Annotated in this window: 18 protein-coding genes and 1 pseudogene; 11 read left to right on the top strand and 8 right to left on the bottom strand. The window is 62.0% G+C overall.

What is annotated here, in order from left to right:
• Positions 1-13 precede the first annotated feature (13 nt).
• Complete coding sequence (locus BLS60_RS06675; RefSeq protein ID WP_070882102.1) at positions 14-472, bottom strand: DciA family protein; 459 nt, start codon at positions 470-472, stop codon at positions 14-16.
• An 83-nt stretch (positions 473-555) separates the two neighbouring features.
• Here BLS60_RS06675 and BLS60_RS06670 point away from each other — a divergent pair, with 83 nt between their 5' ends.
• The 7 genes from BLS60_RS06670 (at position 556) to BLS60_RS06640 (ending at position 9,441) form a co-directional block, all read left to right on the top strand.
• Complete coding sequence (locus BLS60_RS06670) at positions 556-1,479, top strand: M23 family metallopeptidase (protein ID WP_092366145.1); 924 nt, start codon at positions 556-558, stop codon at positions 1,477-1,479.
• A 173-nt stretch (positions 1,480-1,652) separates the two neighbouring features.
• On the top strand, positions 1,653-4,388 hold the full coding sequence (gene secA / locus BLS60_RS06665) for a preprotein translocase subunit SecA (RefSeq protein WP_092366142.1): 2,736 nt from the start codon (positions 1,653-1,655) through the stop codon (positions 4,386-4,388).
• A 194-nt stretch (positions 4,389-4,582) separates the two neighbouring features.
• Positions 4,583-5,800, top strand: coding sequence for a bifunctional glutamate N-acetyltransferase/amino-acid acetyltransferase ArgJ (argJ, locus tag BLS60_RS06660; protein WP_092366140.1), 1,218 nt, complete (start codon positions 4,583-4,585; stop codon positions 5,798-5,800).
• Positions 5,801-5,951: 151 nt separating this feature from the next.
• Positions 5,952-6,578 carry a glutathione S-transferase family protein gene (locus BLS60_RS06655; protein WP_070882106.1) on the top strand — a complete coding sequence of 209 codons (627 nt, stop codon included), beginning with the start codon at positions 5,952-5,954 and terminating at the stop codon, positions 6,576-6,578.
• A 2-nt stretch (positions 6,579-6,580) separates the two neighbouring features.
• On the top strand, positions 6,581-7,531 hold the full coding sequence (locus BLS60_RS06650; protein WP_092366137.1) for a Nudix family hydrolase: 951 nt from the start codon (positions 6,581-6,583) through the stop codon (positions 7,529-7,531).
• A gap of 72 nt (positions 7,532-7,603) precedes the next feature.
• Positions 7,604-8,533, top strand: a complete 930-nt coding sequence (locus BLS60_RS06645; RefSeq protein ID WP_092366134.1) for an AEC family transporter — start codon at positions 7,604-7,606, stop codon at positions 8,531-8,533.
• Between the two features lie 20 nt (positions 8,534-8,553).
• Positions 8,554-9,441, top strand: coding sequence for an RluA family pseudouridine synthase (locus BLS60_RS06640; RefSeq protein ID WP_092366131.1), 888 nt, complete (start codon positions 8,554-8,556; stop codon positions 9,439-9,441).
• On the opposite strand, the gene BLS60_RS06635 is transcribed toward BLS60_RS06640, so the two are convergent.
• From BLS60_RS06635 to BLS60_RS06620, 4 genes and pseudogenes are all read right to left on the bottom strand, one after another.
• A complete protein-coding gene (locus BLS60_RS06635; protein WP_092366128.1) occupies positions 9,431-10,006 on the bottom strand; it encodes a cob(I)yrinic acid a,c-diamide adenosyltransferase in 576 nt (191 codons plus the stop codon). The genes BLS60_RS06640 and BLS60_RS06635 overlap by 11 nt on opposite strands.
• A 20-nt stretch (positions 10,007-10,026) precedes the next feature.
• Complete coding sequence (locus BLS60_RS06630) at positions 10,027-12,030, bottom strand: sensor histidine kinase (RefSeq protein WP_092366125.1); 2,004 nt, start codon at positions 12,028-12,030, stop codon at positions 10,027-10,029.
• A gap of 46 nt (positions 12,031-12,076) precedes the next feature.
• The gene (locus BLS60_RS06625; RefSeq protein WP_092366122.1) at positions 12,077-12,988 is read right to left on the bottom strand and encodes a putative 2-dehydropantoate 2-reductase; all 912 of its coding nucleotides are present in this window, start codon (positions 12,986-12,988) and stop codon (positions 12,077-12,079) included.
• Positions 12,985-13,956 (bottom strand): annotated as a pseudogene (locus BLS60_RS06620) (response regulator); the annotation flags it as partial. The pseudogene BLS60_RS06620 and the gene BLS60_RS06625, both read right to left, overlap by 4 nt.
• 255 nt (positions 13,957-14,211) lie before the next feature.
• Between BLS60_RS06620 and BLS60_RS06615 the strand changes: the two are divergent.
• Both BLS60_RS06615 and BLS60_RS06610 read left to right on the top strand, forming a co-directional pair.
• A complete protein-coding gene (locus tag BLS60_RS06615) occupies positions 14,212-14,691 on the top strand; it encodes a YajQ family cyclic di-GMP-binding protein (RefSeq protein ID WP_092366119.1) in 480 nt (159 codons plus the stop codon).
• A 73-nt stretch (positions 14,692-14,764) separates the two neighbouring features.
• Positions 14,765-15,607 carry a mechanosensitive ion channel family protein gene (locus BLS60_RS06610; protein WP_070882115.1) on the top strand — a complete coding sequence of 281 codons (843 nt, stop codon included), beginning with the start codon at positions 14,765-14,767 and terminating at the stop codon, positions 15,605-15,607.
• A gap of 47 nt (positions 15,608-15,654) precedes the next feature.
• Here the strand turns inward: BLS60_RS06610 and BLS60_RS06605 are convergent, their stop codons facing one another.
• Complete coding sequence (locus BLS60_RS06605; protein WP_092366117.1) at positions 15,655-17,214, bottom strand: AmpG family muropeptide MFS transporter; 1,560 nt, start codon at positions 17,212-17,214, stop codon at positions 15,655-15,657.
• Positions 17,215-17,321: 107 nt separating this feature from the next.
• Positions 17,322-17,684, bottom strand: a complete 363-nt coding sequence (locus BLS60_RS06600; RefSeq protein WP_092366114.1) for an MGMT family protein — start codon at positions 17,682-17,684, stop codon at positions 17,322-17,324.
• Between the two features lie 149 nt (positions 17,685-17,833).
• Between BLS60_RS06600 and BLS60_RS06595 the strand changes: the two genes are divergently transcribed.
• A complete protein-coding gene (locus BLS60_RS06595) occupies positions 17,834-18,838 on the top strand; it encodes a DUF481 domain-containing protein (RefSeq protein WP_092366111.1) in 1,005 nt (334 codons plus the stop codon).
• A gap of 67 nt (positions 18,839-18,905) precedes the next feature.
• On the opposite strand, the gene BLS60_RS06590 is transcribed toward BLS60_RS06595, so the two are convergent.
• A complete protein-coding gene (locus BLS60_RS06590) occupies positions 18,906-19,664 on the bottom strand; it encodes an SDR family oxidoreductase (RefSeq protein WP_070882119.1) in 759 nt (252 codons plus the stop codon).
• A gap of 90 nt (positions 19,665-19,754) precedes the next feature.
• Here BLS60_RS06590 and BLS60_RS06585 point away from each other — a divergent pair, with 90 nt between their 5' ends.
• The gene (locus BLS60_RS06585) at positions 19,755-20,486 is read left to right on the top strand and encodes a HugZ family pyridoxamine 5'-phosphate oxidase (RefSeq protein WP_092366108.1); all 732 of its coding nucleotides are present in this window, start codon (positions 19,755-19,757) and stop codon (positions 20,484-20,486) included.
• Positions 20,487-20,502: the final 16 nt, after the last annotated feature.

Below are 20,502 nucleotides of genomic sequence, written 5' to 3'. Positions count from 1 at the left end.
TCGCTGATGCGCTTTACGAATCACTGCGCCGGCGGTGGCTGGCCAGACGCTCCAAGGCGTCGCGCAGGCGCGGATCACTGACGCCTTCGGCGGTTGCCTGAATGCTGTCGGCAGCGCTGTCGGAGAGCTCGAAGGGGCGTGCAGGCTCGCGCCTTTCGGCGGTGGAAGGTTGCACCTTGAAGAGGATTTTCGTTAAGGTCGCGAACGTTTCGAGCGCCTGCAACTGCCTCTGCAAGCGTCTTTGTTGATACCGCAACCGGGTGGCCCAGTGGCCGTCGGTGACGATTAGAAGCAGGCAACCCTCCCGCCAGGACGCCACACGGCAATGTTCTCGGGCGGCAGGTTGCAGCTGGCTTTCCAGTAACTGTTGAAGGTGGTCGATCCGCTGAGCCTGGTTGAACAGGGCTTTCAGCGGCTTGGCCTCACGCAACAGTGCGGCAGGAGCCTTGGCCGGCAAGGGACGAAAACTCATGGCGGGAAGCCTGCAACTCTTGGGGCCGTCATGTTAGCAGAACCCGGCTGACCACTCTGGTTCCACTTTTTTATGGGGATGTCATGCACATCATTGTTCTCAGCCGTCGCCACGGCGCCGCGCGGTCGCTCTCTCTCGACCTGCGCTGGCTGACGCTTGGCCTGGCCTTGCTGGTTGCATTGGCGGTCGGTGGCGGTGCCGCGGTGGGTGCCTGGTTGGCGCCCGCCGGCTCCGCGCTGCCGGACACCATCGAGATCACTCAGGCGTTGGACGCTCAGCGAGATGAAGTGGGCGCGGTGCGGGTCGATGCCCAGCGTCAGCTCGACGCTTTTGCTGCCCACGTTGCCGAATTGCAGGCGCGGCTGACGCGCCTGGATGCCCTGGGCGAGCGTCTGACCGAACTCGCCGAGCTGGACGCCAGCGAGTTCGATTTTTCCCTGAATGTCGGGCAGGGTGGGCCTGAAGAGCTGCTCGATGGCGCTGCCTATGCGCCCCCGCCGTTCATGACTACCCTGGACGACCTTGCTCTGCGCATGGACAGCCGCGAACAACAGCTCGAAGTGCTCGAGCAGTTGCTGGCCGATCGGCGTATCGATGAGGCGGTGATGCTGTCCGGGCATCCGGTACTGCAGGGCTACGTCTCATCCCCGTTCGGCCGCCGTATCGATCCGCTGACCGGTCGAGTGAGCGTGCACAAGGGTGTAGATTTCGCGGCCAAGGCGGGCAGTGATGTGGTTGCGGTCGGTGCCGGCGTGGTGACCTTCGCCGGACGCCGTAACGGCTACGGCAACACCGTGGAAATCAGCCACGCCGATGGCTACCTGACGTTATATGCCCACAACCGCAGCAACCGCGTGCAGGTGGGTGATCTGGTGCAGCGCGGCCAGACAATCGGCACAGTGGGCAGTACCGGGCGCTCGACCGGTAACCACGTGCACTTCGAAGTCAGCCGTAATGGGCAAGTGGTCAATCCACATAGCTACATTGCGCGAGCCGGCGACGAGTAATGGTGGCGACGGCGGTTGTCGTCGTCACGCAGCGGTTCGTGGCCTTGTGCCAATAACGCCGCTTTCCTCAATGCCTTTTCCGGGTAGAATGCCCCCTTCGCACGCAGCCATAAGGGCTGCATGGGCGACTCACGGGGCCGCCCTCCATCCATAGCGTGGAAGATCCTGTCGATATGTTTGCGCCTTTGTTGAAGAAACTCTTTGGAAGCAAGAACGAGCGTGAGGTCAAGCGCCTGCTCAAGGCGGTTCAAGCCGTCAATGCATTCGAGGAGCAGATGCTCGCTCTCTCCGACGAGCAACTGCGCGCCAAGACCGAAGAATTCAAGGCCCGCCTGGCCAAAGGCGAAACCCTGGATCAACTGCTGCCTGAAGCGTTCGCCGTGGCCCGCGAGGCCGGCAAGCGTGTAATGGGTATGCGTCACTTCGACGTTCAGTTGATCGGTGGCATGACCCTGCACGAAGGCAAGATCGCCGAGATGCGTACCGGTGAGGGCAAGACCCTGGTCGGCACTCTGGCCGTCTACCTCAACGCGCTGGAAGGCAAAGGCGTGCACGTGGTTACGGTCAACGATTACCTGGCCCGCCGCGACGCCAACTGGATGCGCCCGCTGTATGAGTTCCTCGGCCTGTCGGTCGGCATCGTCACGCCGTTCATGCCGCCGGATGAGAAGCGTGCCGCCTATGCAGCCGATATCACCTATGGCACCAACAACGAATTCGGCTTCGATTACCTGCGCGACAACATGGCGTTCAGCGTGGAAGAGAAATTCCAACGCGAGCTGAATTTCGCCGTGATTGACGAAGTGGATTCGATCCTCATCGACGAAGCCCGTACACCGCTGATCATCTCCGGCCAGGCCGAAGACAGTTCGAAGATGTACACCGAAATCAACAAGCTCATCCCTCTCCTCAAGTTGCACATCGAGGAAGAAGAGGGCGTGGTGACGCAGGAAGGCCATTACAAGGTCGATGAGAAAAGCCGCCAGGTCGAGCTCAACGAGGAAGGTCATCAGTTCATCGAGGACATGCTGACCCAACGTGGTCTGCTGGCTGAAGGCGAAAGCCTGTATTCCGCTCATAACCTTGGCCTGCTGACTCATGTGTACGCGGGTCTGCGTGCGCACACCCTGTTCCAGCGCAACGTTGAGTACATCGTGCAGAACGGCCAGGTGATCCTGATCGACGAGCACACCGGCCGTACCATGCAGGGCCGTCGTCTCTCCGAGGGCTTGCACCAGGCCATCGAAGCGAAAGAAGGCGTGAATATCCAGGCCGAGAGCCAGACGCTTGCGTCGACCACCTTCCAGAACTACTTCCGGCTGTACAACAAGCTGTCCGGCATGACCGGTACTGCGGACACCGAGGCCTTCGAATTCCAGCAGATCTATGGTCTGGATGTAATGGTGATCCCGACCAACAAGCCGATTTCCCGTAAGGACTTCAACGACCTGGTCTATCTGACCCAGGAAGAGAAGTACGCGGCGATCGTCAACGACATCAAGGAATGCCAGGCCCAGGGCCGGCCTATCCTGGTCGGTACGGCGACTATCGAGACATCCGAGTACGTGTCGCGCCTGCTCGAGCAGGAAGGTATCGAGCACAAAGTGCTCAACGCCAAGTTCCACGAAAAAGAAGCCGAGATCATCGCTCAGGCCGGTCGCCCAGGCGCGCTGACCATCGCTACCAACATGGCCGGTCGCGGTACCGACATTCTGTTGGGCGGCAACTGGGAAGTGGAAGTTGCGGCGCTGGAAAACCCGACCGATGAGCAAGTGGCACAGATCAAGGCTGACTGGCAGAAGCGTCATCAGCAGGTGCTCGAGTCTGGCGGTCTGCATGTGATCGCGTCCGAGCGCCACGAATCGCGCCGTATCGACAACCAGCTGCGCGGCCGTGCCGGTCGCCAGGGTGATGCCGGCTCCAGCCGCTTCTACCTGTCGCTGGAAGACAGCCTGATGCGCATCTTCGCCTCCGATCGCGTGAAGAACTTCATGAAGGCTCTGGGCATGCAGCCTGGCGAGGCTATCGAGCATCGCATGGTGAGCAACGCCATCGAGAAGGCCCAGCGCAAGGTCGAGGGTCGTAACTTCGACATGCGCAAGCAGTTGCTCGAATTCGATGACGTGGCCAACGAGCAGCGCAAGGTGATCTATCACATGCGCAACACCTTGCTGACCGCCGATAACGTGGGCGAGACCATCGAGGACTTCCGCAAGGAAGTGCTGGACAACACCATCAACGCGCACATGCCGCCGCAATCTCTGCCCGAGCAGTGGGACATCGCGGGCCTGGAAGAGGCGCTCTACGCCGGTTTCAACCTGCGTCTGCCGATCCAGCAGTGGCTCGATGAAGACGATAAGCTGTACGAGGACACGCTCCGTGAGCGCATTCTCAAGGAGCTGATCGAGGCGTACAACGAGAAAGAAAACCAGGCCAGCGCCGAAGCCCTGCGTACTTTCGAGAAGCAGATTCTGCTGCGCGTACTCGACGACCTGTGGAAAGATCACCTGTCGACCATGGACCACCTGCGTCACGGTATCCATCTGCGTGGCTACGCCCAGAAGAACCCGAAGCAGGAATACAAGCGCGAGTCTTTCACTCTGTTCCAGGAGCTGCTGGATTCGATCAAGCGCGACGCCATCCGTGTGCTCTCGCACGTTCAGGTTCGCCGCGAAGATCCGGCCGAAGAAGAGGCCCGCCTGCGCCGCGACGCCGAAGCACTGGCCCAGCGCATGCAGTTCCAGCACGAAGAGGTTTCCGCGCTCGAAGAGCCTGAAGCCGAAGGGCAGGACGGCGATGTTGCTGTAGCCGCCGCCCCGGTGCGTGCCGAGCAGAAGATCGGCCGCAATGAGCTATGCCCGTGCGGATCCGGCAAGAAGTACAAACACTGCCACGGTCAGGTCAACTGAGAGCCTGAACACGACTAAGAGCGCGTCGGCCCTGCGGCGTTGAAAGCAGGCTCGCAGGGCTCTAGCTCGCAAGGTCGTGATCAGGTTCTTAACTGAACTGGCTGTAAAATCCTAACGCCGCGAGGGTCTATCCCTTCGCGGCGTTTTCGCATCGAACACGCTGTGCAATTCCACCTAATTCGAGGAGCTTTCCCATGGCTGTTGGTCTTGGCCCGCTGTCTACCCTGCACCCGGTTCCAGGTTTCGAGCTGGGCATCGCCTCCGCCGGCATAAAGCGCCCGGGGCGCAAGGATGTGGTGGTGATGCGTTGCGCCGAAGGCAGCAGCGTGGCGGGCGTGTTCACTCTCAATGCGTTCTGCGCGGCGCCGGTGATCCTGGCTAAAAAGCGTGCTTCCGGTAGCGTGCGCTACCTGCTGACCAACACCGGTAACGCCAATGCCGGCACCGGCGAGCCGGGCCTGCAGAACGCGATGCGCACCTGCGCCAGCCTGGCCAAGCTGGCGGACGTAGACGAAAGCGAAGTACTGCCGTTCTCCACTGGCGTGATCGGTGAGCCGCTGCCGGTGGAAAAGATCGAAGGCGCGCTGCAAGCCGCTCTGGACAATCTGTCCGTGAATAACTGGGCTGATGCCGCCACCGGCATCATGACCACCGACACCCTGCCCAAAGGCGCCAGCCGCCAGTTCACTCACGAAGGCGTGACCGTCACCGTGACCGGCATCAGCAAGGGTGCGGGCATGATCAAGCCGAACATGGCCACGATGCTTGGTTACATCGCCACCGACGCCAAGGTCGCTCAGGGCGTGTTGCAGGATCTGCTGCGCGACGCGGCGAACAAGTCGTTCAACCGCATCACCATCGATGGTGACACTTCGACCAATGACTGCTGCATGCTGATCGCCACCGGCCAGGCGGAGCTGCCGGAGATCACCCAGGCCAGTGGCGCGCTGTTCGCGGCGCTGAAACAGGCAGTCTTCGACGTGTGCATGGAGGTCGCTCAGGCCATCGTGCGGGATGGCGAGGGCGCCACCAAGTTCGTCACCGTGCAGGTAAACGGTGGGGCGACTCATCAGGAATGCCTGGATGTCGGTTACGCCGTGGCGCATTCGCCGCTGATCAAGACTGCACTATTTGCTTCCGACCCCAACTGGGGCCGCATTCTTGCCGCTGTAGGCCGTGCCGGTGTGGCGCAGTTGGACGTTAGCAAGATTGACGTGTTCCTGGGCGATGTATGCATCGCCAGCAAAGGTTGCCGCGCTGCCAGCTACACCGAAGAGCAGGGCTCGGCGGTGATGGCCGAAGAAGAAATCACCATCCGTATCGAGCTGGGCCGCGGCACCTGCAGTGAGACCATCTGGACCACCGACCTGTCCCACGAGTACGTGAAGATCAACGCCGAATACCGCACCTGATCGGATTGCTCGCCGCCAGCGAGATTGCCCTCCAGATCGCGGCACCGCTGGTATTCCGCTCGCGCATGGCCCCATGAGCGAGCGGAATTTGCCTTTGCGGTCGCCGACGGTGAAGCTGTCGTTCTGTCCCTTCCCACCGCTGGAGACGCACATGCCGCTGGAATTGCTGATAGGCAACAAGAACTACTCGTCCTGGTCCTTGCGCGGCTGGCTGCTCGCCGAGCTCAGCGGTGCGGACTACCAGGAAACGCTGGTGCCGCTGTTCCGTGCCGACACCCACGCACGTCTGCTGGCACATTCGCCGACGGCCAAAGTGCCGGTGCTGAAGACCGACGATGCCGGAGTGATCTGGGATTCGCTGGCCATCGCTGAGTATCTGGCAGAGCGTTTTCCCGAAGCCGGCCTGTGGCCGCGCGATGTTGCGGCTCGCGCCATGGCGCGTTCGGCCTGCGCAGAAATGCACAGCGGCTTCGGTGCGCTGCGCAGCCATATGCCGATGGACATGCAGCGCAACGCACCGCTGGTCAGCGTGGTTGATGACGTACAGAACGACATCCGGCGGATCATCGCCCTGTGGGCGGACTGCCGGCAGCGGTTTGGTCAGAGCGGGCCTTATCTGTTCGGTCAGGTCTGCGCCGCTGATGCCTATTTTGCGCCGGTGGCCAGCCGCCTACGTAGCTATGGCGTGCAGTTGCCGGAAGAGGCCGCGGCCTATGTAGACACCATTTTTCAGTGGCCGGCGTTCCAGCGTTGGCTGCAGGCAGCCTTGAAGGAGTGAGCGTGAAACGCGTGCATGTAGCGGCAGCGGTGATTCGTGGTGAGGACGGTCGCATCCTCATCGCCAAGCGGCCCGATGACAAGCATCAGGGTGGGCTCTGGGAATTTCCCGGCGGCAAGGTCGAGGAGGGTGAGGCCGTTCTGGCGGCGCTCTCGCGGGAGCTGCAGGAAGAGCTGACGATTCGCCTCGACAGCGCCCGCCCGCTGATCCAGGTGCGCCACGATTATGCCGACAAGTACGTGTTGCTGGACGTCTGGGAGGTCAGCCGTTTTACCGGCGAGCCCCACGGCGCCGAGGGCCAGCCGCTGGCCTGGGTGACTGCGCGGCAGCTGGGCGATTATGAGTTTCCGGCCGCCAACCGGCCGATCGTCGCGGCCGCGCGCTTGCCCGAACACTACCTGATTACCCCGGACGACCTCGATGGTCCGCAGTTGCTGGCCGGTATCCGCACGGCCATCAGCCAGGGTGTGCGTCTTATCCAGCTGCGTGCACCGGCGATGTTCGATGCCCAGTACCGGGACCTTGCGGTGGATATCCAGGGGTTGTGCGCCGGCAAGGCACAGCTGATGCTCAAGGGGCCGCTGGAGTGGCTCGGCGACTTCCCCGCGGCTGGCTGGCACCTGACGGCTGAGCAGCTGCGCAAATACGCCGCCAAGGGCCGTCCGCTGGCCGTCGATCGCTGGCTTGCCGCATCGTGCCACAGCGCCGAGGAACTGCAACTGGCCACCCAGATCGGTGCCGATTTCGTGACCTTGTCGCCGCTGCAGGCGACCCAGACCCACCCCGACGCCTCACCGCTGGGCTGGGAGCAGGCCAGCACGCTGTTGCAGGGTTTCAACCAGCCCTGCTACCTGCTGGGTGGGGTCGGCCCGCAGCACGGGGAGCAGGCCAGGCAAGCCGGCGCTCAGGGCGTGGCCGGCATTCGCGCGTTCTGGCCCGATCCGCTTCAGTAAAACGCCGCCGCTTGTTCCGAGCGGCGGCAGCACCTACCCTGCGTCGTCTTTCAGGTAAGAGTTTTCTGGCCCATGGCCTCGGTTTTCAACGTCATCCTGCCGGTTTTCGCGCTGATACTCGCTGGCTTCGCCTGCCGTCGGCTGGGCCTGCTGGGCGCCAATGCGGCGTCCGAGATCAACCGCATGGTGGTCTGGCTGTGCCTGCCGGCGCTGCTTTTCGAGGCCATGGCGACCGTGGTCTGGGAACAGATCTGGCAGCCGGGATTCATCCTCGCGTATGGCGTCGGCACGCTGGGAATTTTTGCCGTGGTACTGCTCTGGGGGCTACGCAGCACCGGCAGCCTGGCCGACGCCAGCGTACAAGGGCTCAGCGCCTCCTACGCCAATACCGGCTATATGGGTATCCCGCTGTGCCTGCTGGTGTTCGGTGACGCTGGCATGGAGCCGGCGTTGATCGCCTGCCTGATCGTTATCTGCGTGCTGTTCGCGCTGGCAGTGGTTTGCATCGAGGTTGGCTTGCAGAACGAGAAGAGCGTATGGCTCGCCGTGCGCAAGGTCTTCGTCGCGCTGCTGAAGAACCCCATTGTCATGGCGCCGCTACTCGGCGCCTTGTGGGCCGCAACAGCGCAGCCGTTGCCCGCGCCGCTGCATCAGTTTCTCAAGCTGCTCGCGGGCGCAACCGGCCCATGTGCGCTGATCGCCTTGGGCCTGTTTCTCGCCCAGAAGCAGGCAGGGCCGGAGCAGCGCGGCACCGGCCTGGTACTGATCAAACTGATCGCTCATCCGCTGATTACGTGGGTGCTGGCCGTTTACGTCTTTCGCCTGCCGCCGATGTGGGCGCATGCCGCGCTGCTGCTCAGCGCGTTGCCGACCGGCACCGGTCCGTTCATGCTGGCCGAGTTCTACCGGCGTGAGGGCGCCCAGGTGTCGAGCACCATCCTGCTGTCGACACTCGGATCGTTGCTAACGCTGTCGATCTGCCTGTACCTGATTGCTCCCTGATAAACGCGCTGGAGCGCCGTATGTCCGCAACCGATTCGATTGCCACCCTGAAGCCCAGTACCCTGCATTTGCCCGCTGGCCCGTGGGCGACGGTGCTCGACTGCTTGTGCGCGCATTTCCCGGCGATTTCGCGAGAGGTCTGGCTGGAACGAATAGCAAGGGGGCGGGTGCTGGATGCGCAACGAGCGCCGATTGGTGTCGACCATCCGTATCAGGTCGGCCTGCGTGTGCATTACTTTCGCGAGGTGCCAGCCGAGCCGCATATCCCGTTCGACGAGGCCATCGTGCATGCCGACGAGCATCTGTTGGTAGCCGACAAGCCGCACTTCCTGTCGGTGATGCCAGCGGGTGCCTATGTCGAGCAGACATTGCTGGCGCGCCTGGTCAAACGTACCGGCAATCCGGACCTTGTGCCGCTGCACCGCATCGACCGGCACACCGCCGGGCTGGTGCTGTTCTCCACCAACCCGCAGAGCCGCGGGCGTTACCAGGCGCTGTTTCGCGAGCGCAACATCGACAAGCGTTACGAGGCGCTGGCGGCTCCGCTGCCGCACCTTGAATTTCCCTTACTGCGCGAGACCCGGTTCGAGGCGGGCGAGCCGTTCTTTCGCATGCGCGAGGCGCCGGGCGTGGCCAACACCCGAACACGTATCGAGGTCATCGAGCGGCGTGCGGACTGCTGGCTCTACGGTCTCGAGCCGGTCACCGGCAAAAAGCACCAGCTGCGCGTGCACATGGCAGCGCTGGGTGCGGCGATCCTCAACGATCCGTTCTACCCCGAGGTCAGCTGCGCCGAGGGTGCGCCGGACGATTACAGCCGGCCACTGAAGCTGCTGGCCCGCGGGCTGTCGTTCGCCGACCCCTTGAGCGGTGAGCTTCGCCGGTTCGAGAGCAGCCTCAACCTTTAGCGGCTGCCTGCCAGAGCACTTCGGCGATGCCTTGGCGCGTGGCGATCAGCCGCGCTGCCACGAACAGCAGGTCGGACATGCGGTTGATATACGCCAGTAACTCACTGCGCAGCGGCTCGATGGCATGCAGCTGCCCACAACGGCGTTCGGCCGTACGCGCGCTGCTGCGACACAAGTGGGCCTGGGCGATCAGCCGGGAGCCGCCAGGCAGGATGAAGTTGGTGAGCGGGCCGACCTCCTCGTTCCAGCGGTCGATGGCTGCTTCCAGTCGCTCGATTTCTGCCGCCTGCAGGGCCTGGTAGTCTGGCATCGCCAGTTCGCCACCGAGGTCGAACAGACGGTGCTGGCAAGGCGACAACACCTCGATCAGCTCGTCGAGCCCCGGGCAGCTGCTCCGTTCCTCGCTGAGGTCCGCCAACAGCAGGCCGAGCTGGCTGTTCAGCGTATCCACTTCGCCGATGGCTTCGATACGCGGGTGATCCTTGGCGACGCGGCGGCCGTCAGCCAGGCCGGTTTCTCCGGTGTCACCAGTGCGCGTGTAAATTTTCGACAGTCGATAGCCCATGGGATCTCCGAGGCGCGGGTTCAGTTGCTGACACCGAGGGGCAGGCGCAGGGTGAAGCAGGTGCCCTGGCCGGTGCGTGACTGCACTTCCATCTGCCCCTTGTGATTGTTGGTGACGATGAAGTACGACACGGACAGGCCCAGGCCGGTGCCCTGGCCGACTTCCTTGGTGGTAAAGAAGGGTTCGAAGATGCGCTTGCGTACGGCTTCTGGAATGCCCACTCCGTTATCTTCTACCTGCACTTCGGCCCACGGCGGCGCCAGGCGTGTGCGCAGAATTATCTTGCCCGGCGCGCTGTCGTCATCGCGCAAGTGAAGGGCCTGAGCGGCGTTCTTCAACAGGTTGAGCAGCACCTGTTCCAGTTCGTTGGCGATGCCGGGGATTGGCCCCAGTTCCAGGTCAAACTCGCGTTCGATCAGCAGGCTCTTGAAGTCGAAGCTCTCGGTCAGGTCGAAATCATTGCTGGCGATCTCCACCGCCTGGTCGATCAATGCCGGCAATTGGCAAGGCGCCAGCTGGCGGTTGCTCAGGCGGCTGAAGCTGAGCATGTGGGTAACGATCTTCGCGGCGCGCGTGCCGGCCTGCTGAATGCCGTCGAGCAGGGTAGGAACCTCCCGGGCGGTTAGGTAGCCGTCGATGGCCTGCAGACTCACGCCGGCCAGTTCGGCCTGCTCCTGATTGCGCGGCAGCTCCGGGGACAACCGCCGGCGGATGTTCTGCACATTATGCAGGATAGCGCCCAACGGGTTATTGATCTCGTGGGCCATGCCGGCCGCCAACCCGCCCACCGAGAGCATTTTCTCCGACTGCACCATGACCTCTTCGAGGTTCAGGCGCTGGGTGATGTCGTCGATGCGGATCACCACGCCACGGCCGATGCTGCCGATCAGCGGGTAGAAGGTCAGGGCATAGTGGTGTGGCTCGTCATCGCGAATCCAGGTCACCCGTTCGATCTTCTCGACCCGATGCTGCTCGGCGGTACGCTTGAGCTTGGACAGGTAGGGCTTGAGCAGCGGGAAGGCGAGGAACACCGGCTGGTTGACCGCTTCGTCCAGCGAGGTGCCGGAGAGCGCGCTGGCTTCCTGATTCCACTGCGCCACGTAGAGCTGTTCATCGAGGGCAATCAGCGCTGAAGGCATGGAGTCGATGATGCTATTGAGGTAGTTCTGGAAACCGGTGAGTTTCTTCTCGATCTTGCTGCGCACCTGCACTTCGAGTTCTAGCTTGCGGTTCGACAGGCGGGTTTCCTCGGCCAGTCCCTGAGCCTGATTGTAGGCCTCTTCGGAATCATCACGGGCACGCTTGAGCTGCTGCTCGCGGGCTTCGATGCGCGTCAGCATGGTGTTGAATGCCTCGGCGAGGCTGCCGATTTCGTCCTGGTTACCGCGCCGGGCACGCAGTGAATAGTTCTCTTCGCGGGTCACCTGGCGGGTCAGTTCCTCCAGGCGCTTGATCGGGCTGGTGACCAGCCGGCGGATCTGCCGCGCCACGAGCAGCCACAGCACCAGGCTGAAGCCGAGAATCACCAGGCTGGCGGTCAGCGTGCCGGTGTAGAAGGCGCCAGGCAGCTCGCTGGAGGCGACCAGCAGCAGGTAGCCTGGAGGTGCGTCGAGCTGGGGCAGTTCGACCAGTTGATTGGCGCGAAACTCGCCAAGGCGCCAGTCATCCAGTTCGACGACCCGGGAAGGCAGCTGTAGTTTTTCGCCGCGCTGCAGTTGCGCCAGGCTATCGCCGTTGGCGTCGTAGATCACTGCCGCACGCAGCGGCGCGTAACCATCGAGACGCCTGAGCAAGTCGTCGGCGGCCTGGGCTGAACTGAGCGCCTCGCGGCTCAGAGCGGGGCTGGCAATCAGCCGGCTGAGGGTTTGCAGAGCCTGGGGCGCCACGCTTTCCTGGGAGATCCAGTAGGCGGCACTGATGAAAGTCAGGTTGGCCACCACCAGCACCGCCGTCAGTAACACCAACAGGGCAGCGAGCAATTTACGGCCAACGGGTAGATTTTTCAGGCGGTGGCGCAGGCGCATGGGGCTATATCGTGACGGCGGGCAGAGGTGCAGGTTAGCGCGCGTCTCAGTGGTGCGGCAATCCGCAGCTGCCCAAGTGTGCCTGCAAGCGGTGATGAATCACTTGTAGGCGTGGCAGCCTCAGCCCGGCCTTCGAGCCTGCATTGCAGGCATAGCCCAGCAGGTAGCTGATCTCGGTGCGACGTTTGGCGGCGACGTCCTGGTACATGGAGGAGTAGTTGGTCGCTGTGGCCTGGATCACCCGCCAGACATCCTCGCGCAGGTCTGCCGCGGCCGAAGGCTGTCCGCATGCGGTCAGTAGCTCGATCAGCTCTGCACACAGATCATCGACTTCCCCACGATGCGTCTCGAGCTCGCCGTTGCGGCAGCCGTGCAACACGGTCAGTGGGTTGATCGCGCAATTGAGCGCCAGCTTGCGCCACAGCCGGGAAACAATATCCGTGCTCCAGGTATGGGCGATGCCGCTCTGCTGCAGATCGGCCAACCAGCCCGGTGGCGTCTCATCCGCAGGATCGCCGAGCCAGGTATGGCCCTGGCCGGCGAACACCACGCGCCAGCCACCCTCACGAAAGGCGCCCTCGGTGCTGGAGGCAAATACGCAGCGGCATTGCGGTAGCAGGGCGGCGACTTCGTCCTGGCTGCCCAGGCCGTTCTGCAACAGGATGACCTCAGCGCCTGGTTGAAGGCGGTGAGCGACATGCTTGATTGCGTTCGCTGCGTCATAGGCTTTGCAGGCCAGCAGCAGTCGCTGGATCGGTGTGTCGCTATCGACGCTGTCCGCCGGGATGGCGTAGCGGGTGGCGTGGTCATGCTCGACCAGGGTGATAGCGCCAACCTGGCGATAGCTTGCCAGGCGCTGCGGATCGCGGAGGATAAGGTTTATTGGCACGCCTGCACGATGCAGGCGTGCAGCCCACACGCTGCCGAGGCTTCCTGCACCGAGCACGTGCCAGGTCATGGGCGGGGCAGGCGTACTGCGGTGACCCGGCCGCTGGCGTGCGCTTCCGGCAACAGGCGGGCGGCAACATCGAGCAGTTGCTGCTGCTCCAGCGGCAGCGCCTTGCTGTCTAGCCCGACCACGGCAAAGCCGGCCTTGAGAGAAATGAAGCCTTCGCTGGTCTTGAAGGCCTTCAGATTGAGGCCTTCATGCAAGCGCTTGAAACTGCTCGGCGCGCATTCGTGCAGATCGTCGAGCAGGGTGATTAGGGCAAAGTGCCGGTCGTCCAGGCTAACCAGCACATCTAATGGCCTAACCAGTTGCTGCAGACGGCGGGCCACACTGCGCAGCAGTTCGGTATAGAACTGCGTGCCGTGGCTACTGATCAGCTCGTCGACGCCTTGGAGACCGATCATCATGTAGCACATCGCACCGCCGCGCGATTCCACCTGGCGCAGGCTGTCGGCAAGTTTCTGCTTCAGGTAGCGGGTATTACCCAGACCGGTCAGCGGGTCGACCAGATTGCGCTCTTCAAGGGAGGCGATGTTCTGCACCAGCAGCGCATTCTCATGAAGCAGGCGCTGCAAGGTATTGCACAGACGATCAGCAGCGAAAACACGCGGCAGCAACTGTTCATTCATCGATGACTTGCTGATGAAGTCATCGACGCCGCGATCAAAGGCTTCGCTAAGCACATTCTCGCCTTCCTTGCCGGTCAGCAGCACGATGTAGGTGTAGTGCTCGGCTGCTTCGTCGAGCTGGCGTACCCGGCCGGTGAGCTCCAGGCCGTCCATCTCGGGCATCAGCCAGTCAGCAAGCAGCACACTGGCGGGGCGTTCTTCAAGGTTGCGCAGGGCCTCGGCAGCGCTGGTGGCAAAGCGTACGTCCTGATAACCAGCTTGACTCAGCGCGCGGCCGATTATGGCGCTGGAGAACTTGGCGTCGTCCACCACCAGAATGCTGAGATGGGGGTTGGGCATGATGGCACTCGTAGGCAAGAAAACAGGTCGAGGAAGAGGAGTAACCAATACAACGCCGAACGGTCTGTATCAGAGCGGATATAATGATCGCGCCAATTATATCGTCAAGTCATGCGCGTGGCTTGCTGAGACGTTATTCACGATCTCGCGAACAGCCAATCAGGCACGGCAATCGGCCGGACTCGCTATGGCAGAGGTCAGCCTGAGCACGGCAGATCGAGAAAACGTTCCCTGCAAAGCTGCGCCCCTATCAGGAGGAATTCCATGCCTTCATTCGACGTGGTGTCGGAGCTGGATAAACACGAACTCACCAACGCCCTGGACAACGCGGCCAAGGAGCTGGAGCGACGTTTCGACCTGCGCGGCAAGTGCAGCTTCGAGACCAAGGACAAGGCCGTCACGCTAACCGCCGAAGCGGATTTCATGCTCGAGCAGATGCTGGAGATCATTCGCTCCTGCCTGATCAAGCGCAAGATCGACGGCCAGTGCATGGAGACCAAGGACGCCTACGCATCAGGCAAGGTGGTCAAGCAGGAGGTCGAGTTCCGCGAGGGCATCGACAAGGAGCTGGCGAAGAAGATCGTCGCGCATATCAAGGACGCCAAGCTCAAGGTACAAGCTGCCATTCAGGGTGAGCAGGTGCGGGTGACCGGCAAGAAGCGCGATGACCTGCAGGAAGCCATCGCCGCCTTGCGTGCCAAGGAATTCGGCATGCCGCTGCAGTTCAATAACTTCCGCGACTGATCGACGCCTGACGCACTGCATCGCTGGAAGCGTTCCACGCTATTGCTGCAGCGCTTAATACGAGGAAACACCTATGGATTTATCCGCTGAATTCGACCACTTGCTGCAGGAATCGCAAGCCTGGTTACCGATGATCATGCACTACGCCAGCCAGCTGCTGCTGGCGGTGGTAACGCTGCTGATCGGCTGGTGGCTCATCAACCGGCTTACCAGCAAGATCAGCGGCCTGCTGGCGGCTCGCAAGGCCGATCCGGCGCTGCATGGCTTTATCGGTAGCCTCGCCAACATCGTGCTGAAGGTGCTGTTGTTGGTCAGCGTCGCCTCGATGATTGGCGTGGAAACCACCTCCTTCATCGCGGCCATCGGTGCTGCCGGCCTGGCCATTGGCCTGGCGCTGCAGGGCAGTCTGGCCAATTTCGCCGGTGGGGTGCTGATCCTGCTGTTTCGTCCGTTCCGCATTGGTGATTGGATCGAAGCGCAGGGCGTAATGGGCACGGTCGACAGTATCCAGATCTTCCACACGGTGCTGCGTACCGGTGACAACAAGACGGTCATCGTGCCCAATGGCAATCTGTCGAACGGCATCATCACCAACTACAACCGTCAGCCGACCCGCAAGGTGGTGTTCGACGTGGGTGTGGATTACGAGGCTGATTTACAGAAAACCCGCGAGGTCCTGCTGGGGCTGGCGGACGATCCTCGCGTGCTGAAAGATCCGGCACCGGTGGCCGTGGTTACCACGTTGGGTGACAGTGCGATCACTGTTTCACTGCGGATCTGGGTGGAAACGCCCAACTACTGGGACGTGATGTTCATGCTTAACGAGCAAGCCCGCGACCGCCTCAGCGCGCAAGGGATCGGCATTCCGTTTCCGCAGCGTGTGGTACGGGTCGTTCAGGAAGTGGCCGCCGAGTAACCGTGTTGTCCGCATAAACCCTGCCAGGCTTGAACTGGCAGGGTTTTTTATTGCTTGTTGTCTGGCTCTGGCTCTGGCTCTGGCTCTGGCTCTGGCACTAGCGACGAGCCGCGTTGCTGGTACCACTGCAAGGCAATCATCAGCAGGGTCGGAATGCCCATCAATGCGGTGAGCAGGAAGAAATCGGCGTAGCCATATTTTTCCACCAATACGCCTGAGTAGCCGCCGATCAGGCGTGGCAGCAACAGCATGATCGAGCTGAGCAGCGCATATTGCGTCGCCGAGAATTTCAGGTTGGTGAGGCTCGACAGGTAGGCGACGAACGCGGCTGTGGCCATGCCGGAGCTGAAGTTGTCGGCAGAGATGGTGAAGATCAGCATCTGCAGATCGGCGCCCATACCCGCCAGCATCAGGAACAGCAGGTTGGTCGCTGCTGACGCGACGCCGCCGATGAACAGGATCGGCATGATGCCGAAACGCACGATCAGCAGGCCGCCAGCGCCAGCGCCAAGCAGCGTCATGATCAGCCCGAACAGCTTGCTGACACTGGCGATCTGGTCCTTGGTGAAGCCCTGGTCGATGTAGAACACGTTGGCCATCACGCCCATCACCGTGTCCGACATGCGATAGGTGGCGATCAGCCCAAGCAGCAGCAGGGCTTGCCAGCGGTAGCGCAGGATGAAGTCGTTGACCGGCGTGAGTACCGGCGCCAGGCCGCGGCGGCCGAAGGTGGACAGGCACAGGCAGGTGAGCGTGGTGTAAAGAATCGCGCGCAGGAACGCACGGTCTTCGAGCAGAAGGTCCCACAGGGTGGCTTCGCCGGTGATCAGGCTGGGGAAGTCGGTGTTGTAGAGCTGGGTGAACATCGCCGGTACCGAAACCAGCAGCACGATCAGCACCAGCACCGAGGCGATCTGGTGGCTGAAACCGTACTTGGCGGCGGCCAGTTGGGTCTTCAGCGAGACATCCGGCTCCTTCATCCACAGGCTGGTCAGCAGGCCAGGCAGCATCATCAGCGCAAACAACAGATAGGTGCCGGCCCAGGCTGCGTGCTGGTAGAGCAGCACGGTCGAACCCAGGCCTTCAGCGACATACAGCGCTCCCGCCGTGGCCAATAACGCGGCGACGCGGTAGCCAGCCATATAGCTGGCAGCCAGCGCCGCCTGGCGGGTGTCATCGACGATTTCTAGGCGGTAGGCATCGACGGCGATGTCCTGGGTGGCCGAAGCAAAGGCCACCAATACTGCCAGAGCGATCAGCCAGGTCAGGTGGGTATGCGGGTCGCACAGCGCCATGCCGGCCAGGCCAATGGCAATCAGTATCTGCGACAGTACCAGCCAGGAGCGCCGGCGGCCGAGCTTGCCGAGCAGCGGCAGGCGCCATTGATCCAGCAGGGGCGACCACACCCATTTGAAGGCGTAGGCGAGCCCGATAAGGCTGGCGAAGCCAATGGTTTCCCGCGCAACGCCTGCTTCGCGCAGCCACACGGAGAGCGTTGAAAACACCAGCATGTAGGGCAGGCCGGCGGCGAATCCGAGCACCAGTAGAACCAGTGTCGAGGGACTGGAATAGGCAGCGATCGCGTCGCGCCAGCTTTTACGATGCATTGGGCAGGGTCGGCCTGGAGGGAGGGAGCATGAACAAATGGCGCACTCTAGGGGCTAGGATCGGGTCAGTGCAAGCTGACAGCGCAACGCTGGTGTCGGCAACAGGCTTATTGCGCCGAAGGGCGCCAGCCATGGCGGCGGATATCCACCCGGTCATTGTGGGATAGCACCCCTTCGACGCGCAATCGGGCGCGTTGTTCAACGCCGCTCGGGCTGCCGTCTGCCAGGCTCAGGCGGCCGCCAGCAGCGACCACCCGGTGCCACGGCAGGCTGGTGCCGTCAGGCAGTTGGCTCAAGGCGCGGCCTACCCAGCGCGCAGCGCGGCCCAGGCCGGCCATGGATGCCAGTTCGCCATAGGTCACGACCTTGCCTTCCGGCACTTGAGCGAGCGCCAGGTACAAGGCGTCGCGTCGGGCCTGCAGATCGGTAACGGCCAGTGGCGCGTTGTCACTCGCCTGTCGTGTGGTCATGGCAGGCTCCTGTCTATAAATGGCGTGCAGAGCGGCGGTTTCGACGCCAGTCGTGAACTCGCATGGATTCCGTCGGTCATTTCTTGCTCATATATCGGGTATGCGGATAATGCCCGATTTACCGCGAACCGGAGCATCAACACCCGCTTATGTTTACTCGAACTCTTTTGTGCGTGAGCCTCAGCGCGGCAGCGATGCCCCTCATGGCAGACACCGTCTGGATGAAGAACGGTGACCGACTGACCGGAACAATCAAACTCCTCGACGGCGGCAAGCTGTTGCTGGAGACCGATTACGGCGGCTCCATCCCGTTGAGCTGGAGCAAGATTGCTACGTTGGAAAGCGATCACGAGCTGCTGGTCAAGGAAAATGAAATCACTGGCGAACGCGCCAAATCCCTCCTCGCTTCTGACGAAGGCAAGGTCACGCTGGCCAACGGCGATACGCCGAAGACCGTCGAGCTGGCCAGCATCAAGCAGATCATGAAGCCTAAGCCCTTTGTCGAAGACTTCCTGTGGAAGGGCAATGTCGATGTGGCCATGGACTACAAGCGCGCCGAGAGTGACACCGACGACTACGACGTCGACCTCAAGACCCAGGCGCGGCACGGCAAATGGCGTCACAACGCCACGGTGGATTACAACCGTGAGCTCAGAAATGACGTGGTCAGCACCGACAATTGGGGTACCGAGTACGCCCTAGATCGCTTCCTTGACGAGCAATGGTTCTGGCAGGGTCGTTTGGAATACAAACGCGACAAGATCGAAGACCTCGCTCGCGAGCGTACCGTCGGCACTGGTCCGGGTTACCAGTTCTGGGACAACGAGCTCGGCGCACTCTCGGTTGCCAGTCTGCTTAACCGTACCGACTACGAATACGCTGACGGCGAGAAGGACAACTTCTATGCCATCAGCATGCGCTGGGACTACAACCGTTATCTGGTCGGCAAGACGTTCGAGCTATTCAGTACTGGCGAAGTTGGCAAGCCGCTGTCAGGGGTTGCCGACTATTCTCTGGATGCCGAAGTGGGCCTGCGCTACAAGGTCACGGATTGGGCATCGCTCAATATGAAGGCCTCGAAAGATCAGGTCAGCGGCTCGGACGGCGACAAGGACGAGACCCGTTACACCGTTGGCTTTGGCGTGGGCTGGTAACCGTCCGCGAGCAATAGCAAAAAGCCCCGCATCAAGCGGGGCTTTTTTATGGCTGATGTAATGGATGCTACATGCGCACGCCACCGTCTAGTTCGAGAATGCGCCCGGTGAAATAGTCGTTCTCCAGCAGGAAGGCGACCGAGTGGGCAATTTCCCGCGGCTTGCCCAAGCGCTTGAGGGGTATCACTGCGGTCATGCGTTCCAAGGCTTCGGGCTTCATGCTGGCGACCATATCGGTCTCAATGAGGCCAGGCGCGACACCGGCCACGCGGATGCCGTAGCGGGCCAGTTCGCGCGCCCATACCACGGTATCGGCGGCGACCCCGGCCTTGGCGGCCGAGTAGTTGGCCTGGCCGACGTTGCCTGCGCGTGAGACCGAAGAAATGTTGATGATCGCACCCTCGTTCTGCAGCTCGATCATCTTCGCTGCCACTTCGCGGGTACACAGGAACACGCCGGTCAGGTTGACGTCGATCACCGATTGCCACTGCGCCAGACTCATCTTGCTCATTTCGCCGTCTTTGACCTTGATAGTCAGGCCGTCGCGCAAAATGCCGGCATTATTGACCAGCCCGTTGATCGAGCCGAAGTCCTCGGCGATCTGTGTGACGGTCTGGATGACCTGTTCCTCGCTGGCGACGTTGCACAGGTAGGTGCGCGCCTGGACCCCCAGCGCGCGGCACGCGGCAGCGGTCTCATCGAGCTTTTCCTGATTGAGGTCGACCAGCGCCAGGCGCACCCGTTTTTCCGCGAGGTATTCGGCCATGGCCCGGCCAAGCCCCTGACCGCCGCCGGTGATTATGATGACCTTGTCTTCGAGCTGCATGCCAATCCCCTTCGAATAGTTGGCGGGATGCCGTGAGCAGACTGTAGCGATTATCCTAGGTGCTTGTCTGCGTCCATCAGGAGTCGTGATATGAGCGAGCAAGCCAAGCGTCAGGCCCGGGAGCTGCTGCTCCGGGAATACCGGGGCGTGCTGTCGACCCAGTCCAAAGCCATGCCAGGCTTTCCCTTCGGCTCGGTGGTGCCTTATTGCCTGGATGCCCAAGGCTGGCCGTTGATCCTGATCAGCCGCATCGCCCAGCACACCCACAACCTCAAGGTCGATGGCAAATGCTCGTTGCTGGTCGCCGAGCGCGGTGCTGACGACGTGCAGGCAGTAGGCCGTCTGACACTGCTCGCAGAAGCCAGAATGCTTGATGAGGCGGCTGACATCGCGGCAGCGGCTGAGCGTTATTACCGCTACTTCCCTGAGTCGCGCGGCTATCACGACGCCCATGACTTCGATTTCTGGCGCCTGCAACCCGTGCGCTGGCGCTATATCGGCGGTTTCGGCGCGATTCACTGGCTCGATGAGGTAGCGCAGGCCAATCCGTTCGCCGGCGACACCGAGCTGCGCATGCTCGAGCATATGAACAGCGACCATGCCGATGCCATCGCGCATTATGTTGCGCTGAGCGGCCTGCCGCTTACGGAGCCGGCGCAGATGGTGGGTATCGACCGAGAGGGCTTTCACCTGCGTATCGGGCAAAGCCTGCATTGGCTGGCCTTTCCAATATCCTGTAACACTGCAGGAGAGGTGCGCGAAGCCCTTGTACGTCTGGCGCGGGCAGATGCCTGGCCAACAGAATTCGAGACTTCAGCTTGAATTAAGCGCATTCACC

The sequence above is a fragment of the Phytopseudomonas seleniipraecipitans genome, from assembly GCF_900102335.1.
In the GTDB taxonomy this organism is placed as follows: domain Bacteria; phylum Pseudomonadota; class Gammaproteobacteria; order Pseudomonadales; family Pseudomonadaceae; genus Aquipseudomonas; species Aquipseudomonas seleniipraecipitans.
This window is presented reverse-complemented; position numbering and strand designations above follow the sequence as displayed.

Coding starts and splice junctions, on each gene's coding strand:
- BLS60_RS06645 (WP_092366134.1), top strand. CDS start 7,604: ATGGCCTCGGTTTTCAACGTCATCCTGCCGGTTTTCGCGCTGATACTC.
- BLS60_RS06605 (WP_092366117.1), bottom strand. CDS start 17,214: ATGCATCGTAAAAGCTGGCGCGACGCGATCGCTGCCTATTCCAGTCCC.
- BLS60_RS06625 (WP_092366122.1), bottom strand. CDS start 12,988: ATGACCTGGCACGTGCTCGGTGCAGGAAGCCTCGGCAGCGTGTGGGCT.
- BLS60_RS06600 (WP_092366114.1), bottom strand. CDS start 17,684: ATGACCACACGACAGGCGAGTGACAACGCGCCACTGGCCGTTACCGAT.
- BLS60_RS06595 (WP_092366111.1), top strand. CDS start 17,834: ATGTTTACTCGAACTCTTTTGTGCGTGAGCCTCAGCGCGGCAGCGATG.
- BLS60_RS06640 (WP_092366131.1), top strand. CDS start 8,554: ATGTCCGCAACCGATTCGATTGCCACCCTGAAGCCCAGTACCCTGCAT.
- BLS60_RS06670 (WP_092366145.1), top strand. CDS start 556: ATGCACATCATTGTTCTCAGCCGTCGCCACGGCGCCGCGCGGTCGCTC.
- secA (WP_092366142.1), top strand. CDS start 1,653: ATGTTTGCGCCTTTGTTGAAGAAACTCTTTGGAAGCAAGAACGAGCGT.
- BLS60_RS06655 (WP_070882106.1), top strand. CDS start 5,952: ATGCCGCTGGAATTGCTGATAGGCAACAAGAACTACTCGTCCTGGTCC.
- BLS60_RS06610 (WP_070882115.1), top strand. CDS start 14,765: ATGGATTTATCCGCTGAATTCGACCACTTGCTGCAGGAATCGCAAGCC.
- BLS60_RS06675 (WP_070882102.1), bottom strand. CDS start 472: ATGAGTTTTCGTCCCTTGCCGGCCAAGGCTCCTGCCGCACTGTTGCGT.
- BLS60_RS06585 (WP_092366108.1), top strand. CDS start 19,755: ATGAGCGAGCAAGCCAAGCGTCAGGCCCGGGAGCTGCTGCTCCGGGAA.
- BLS60_RS06590 (WP_070882119.1), bottom strand. CDS start 19,664: ATGCAGCTCGAAGACAAGGTCATCATAATCACCGGCGGCGGTCAGGGG.
- BLS60_RS06615 (WP_092366119.1), top strand. CDS start 14,212: ATGCCTTCATTCGACGTGGTGTCGGAGCTGGATAAACACGAACTCACC.
- BLS60_RS06635 (WP_092366128.1), bottom strand. CDS start 10,006: ATGGGCTATCGACTGTCGAAAATTTACACGCGCACTGGTGACACCGGA.
- BLS60_RS06630 (WP_092366125.1), bottom strand. CDS start 12,030: ATGCGCCTGCGCCACCGCCTGAAAAATCTACCCGTTGGCCGTAAATTG.
- argJ (WP_092366140.1), top strand. CDS start 4,583: ATGGCTGTTGGTCTTGGCCCGCTGTCTACCCTGCACCCGGTTCCAGGT.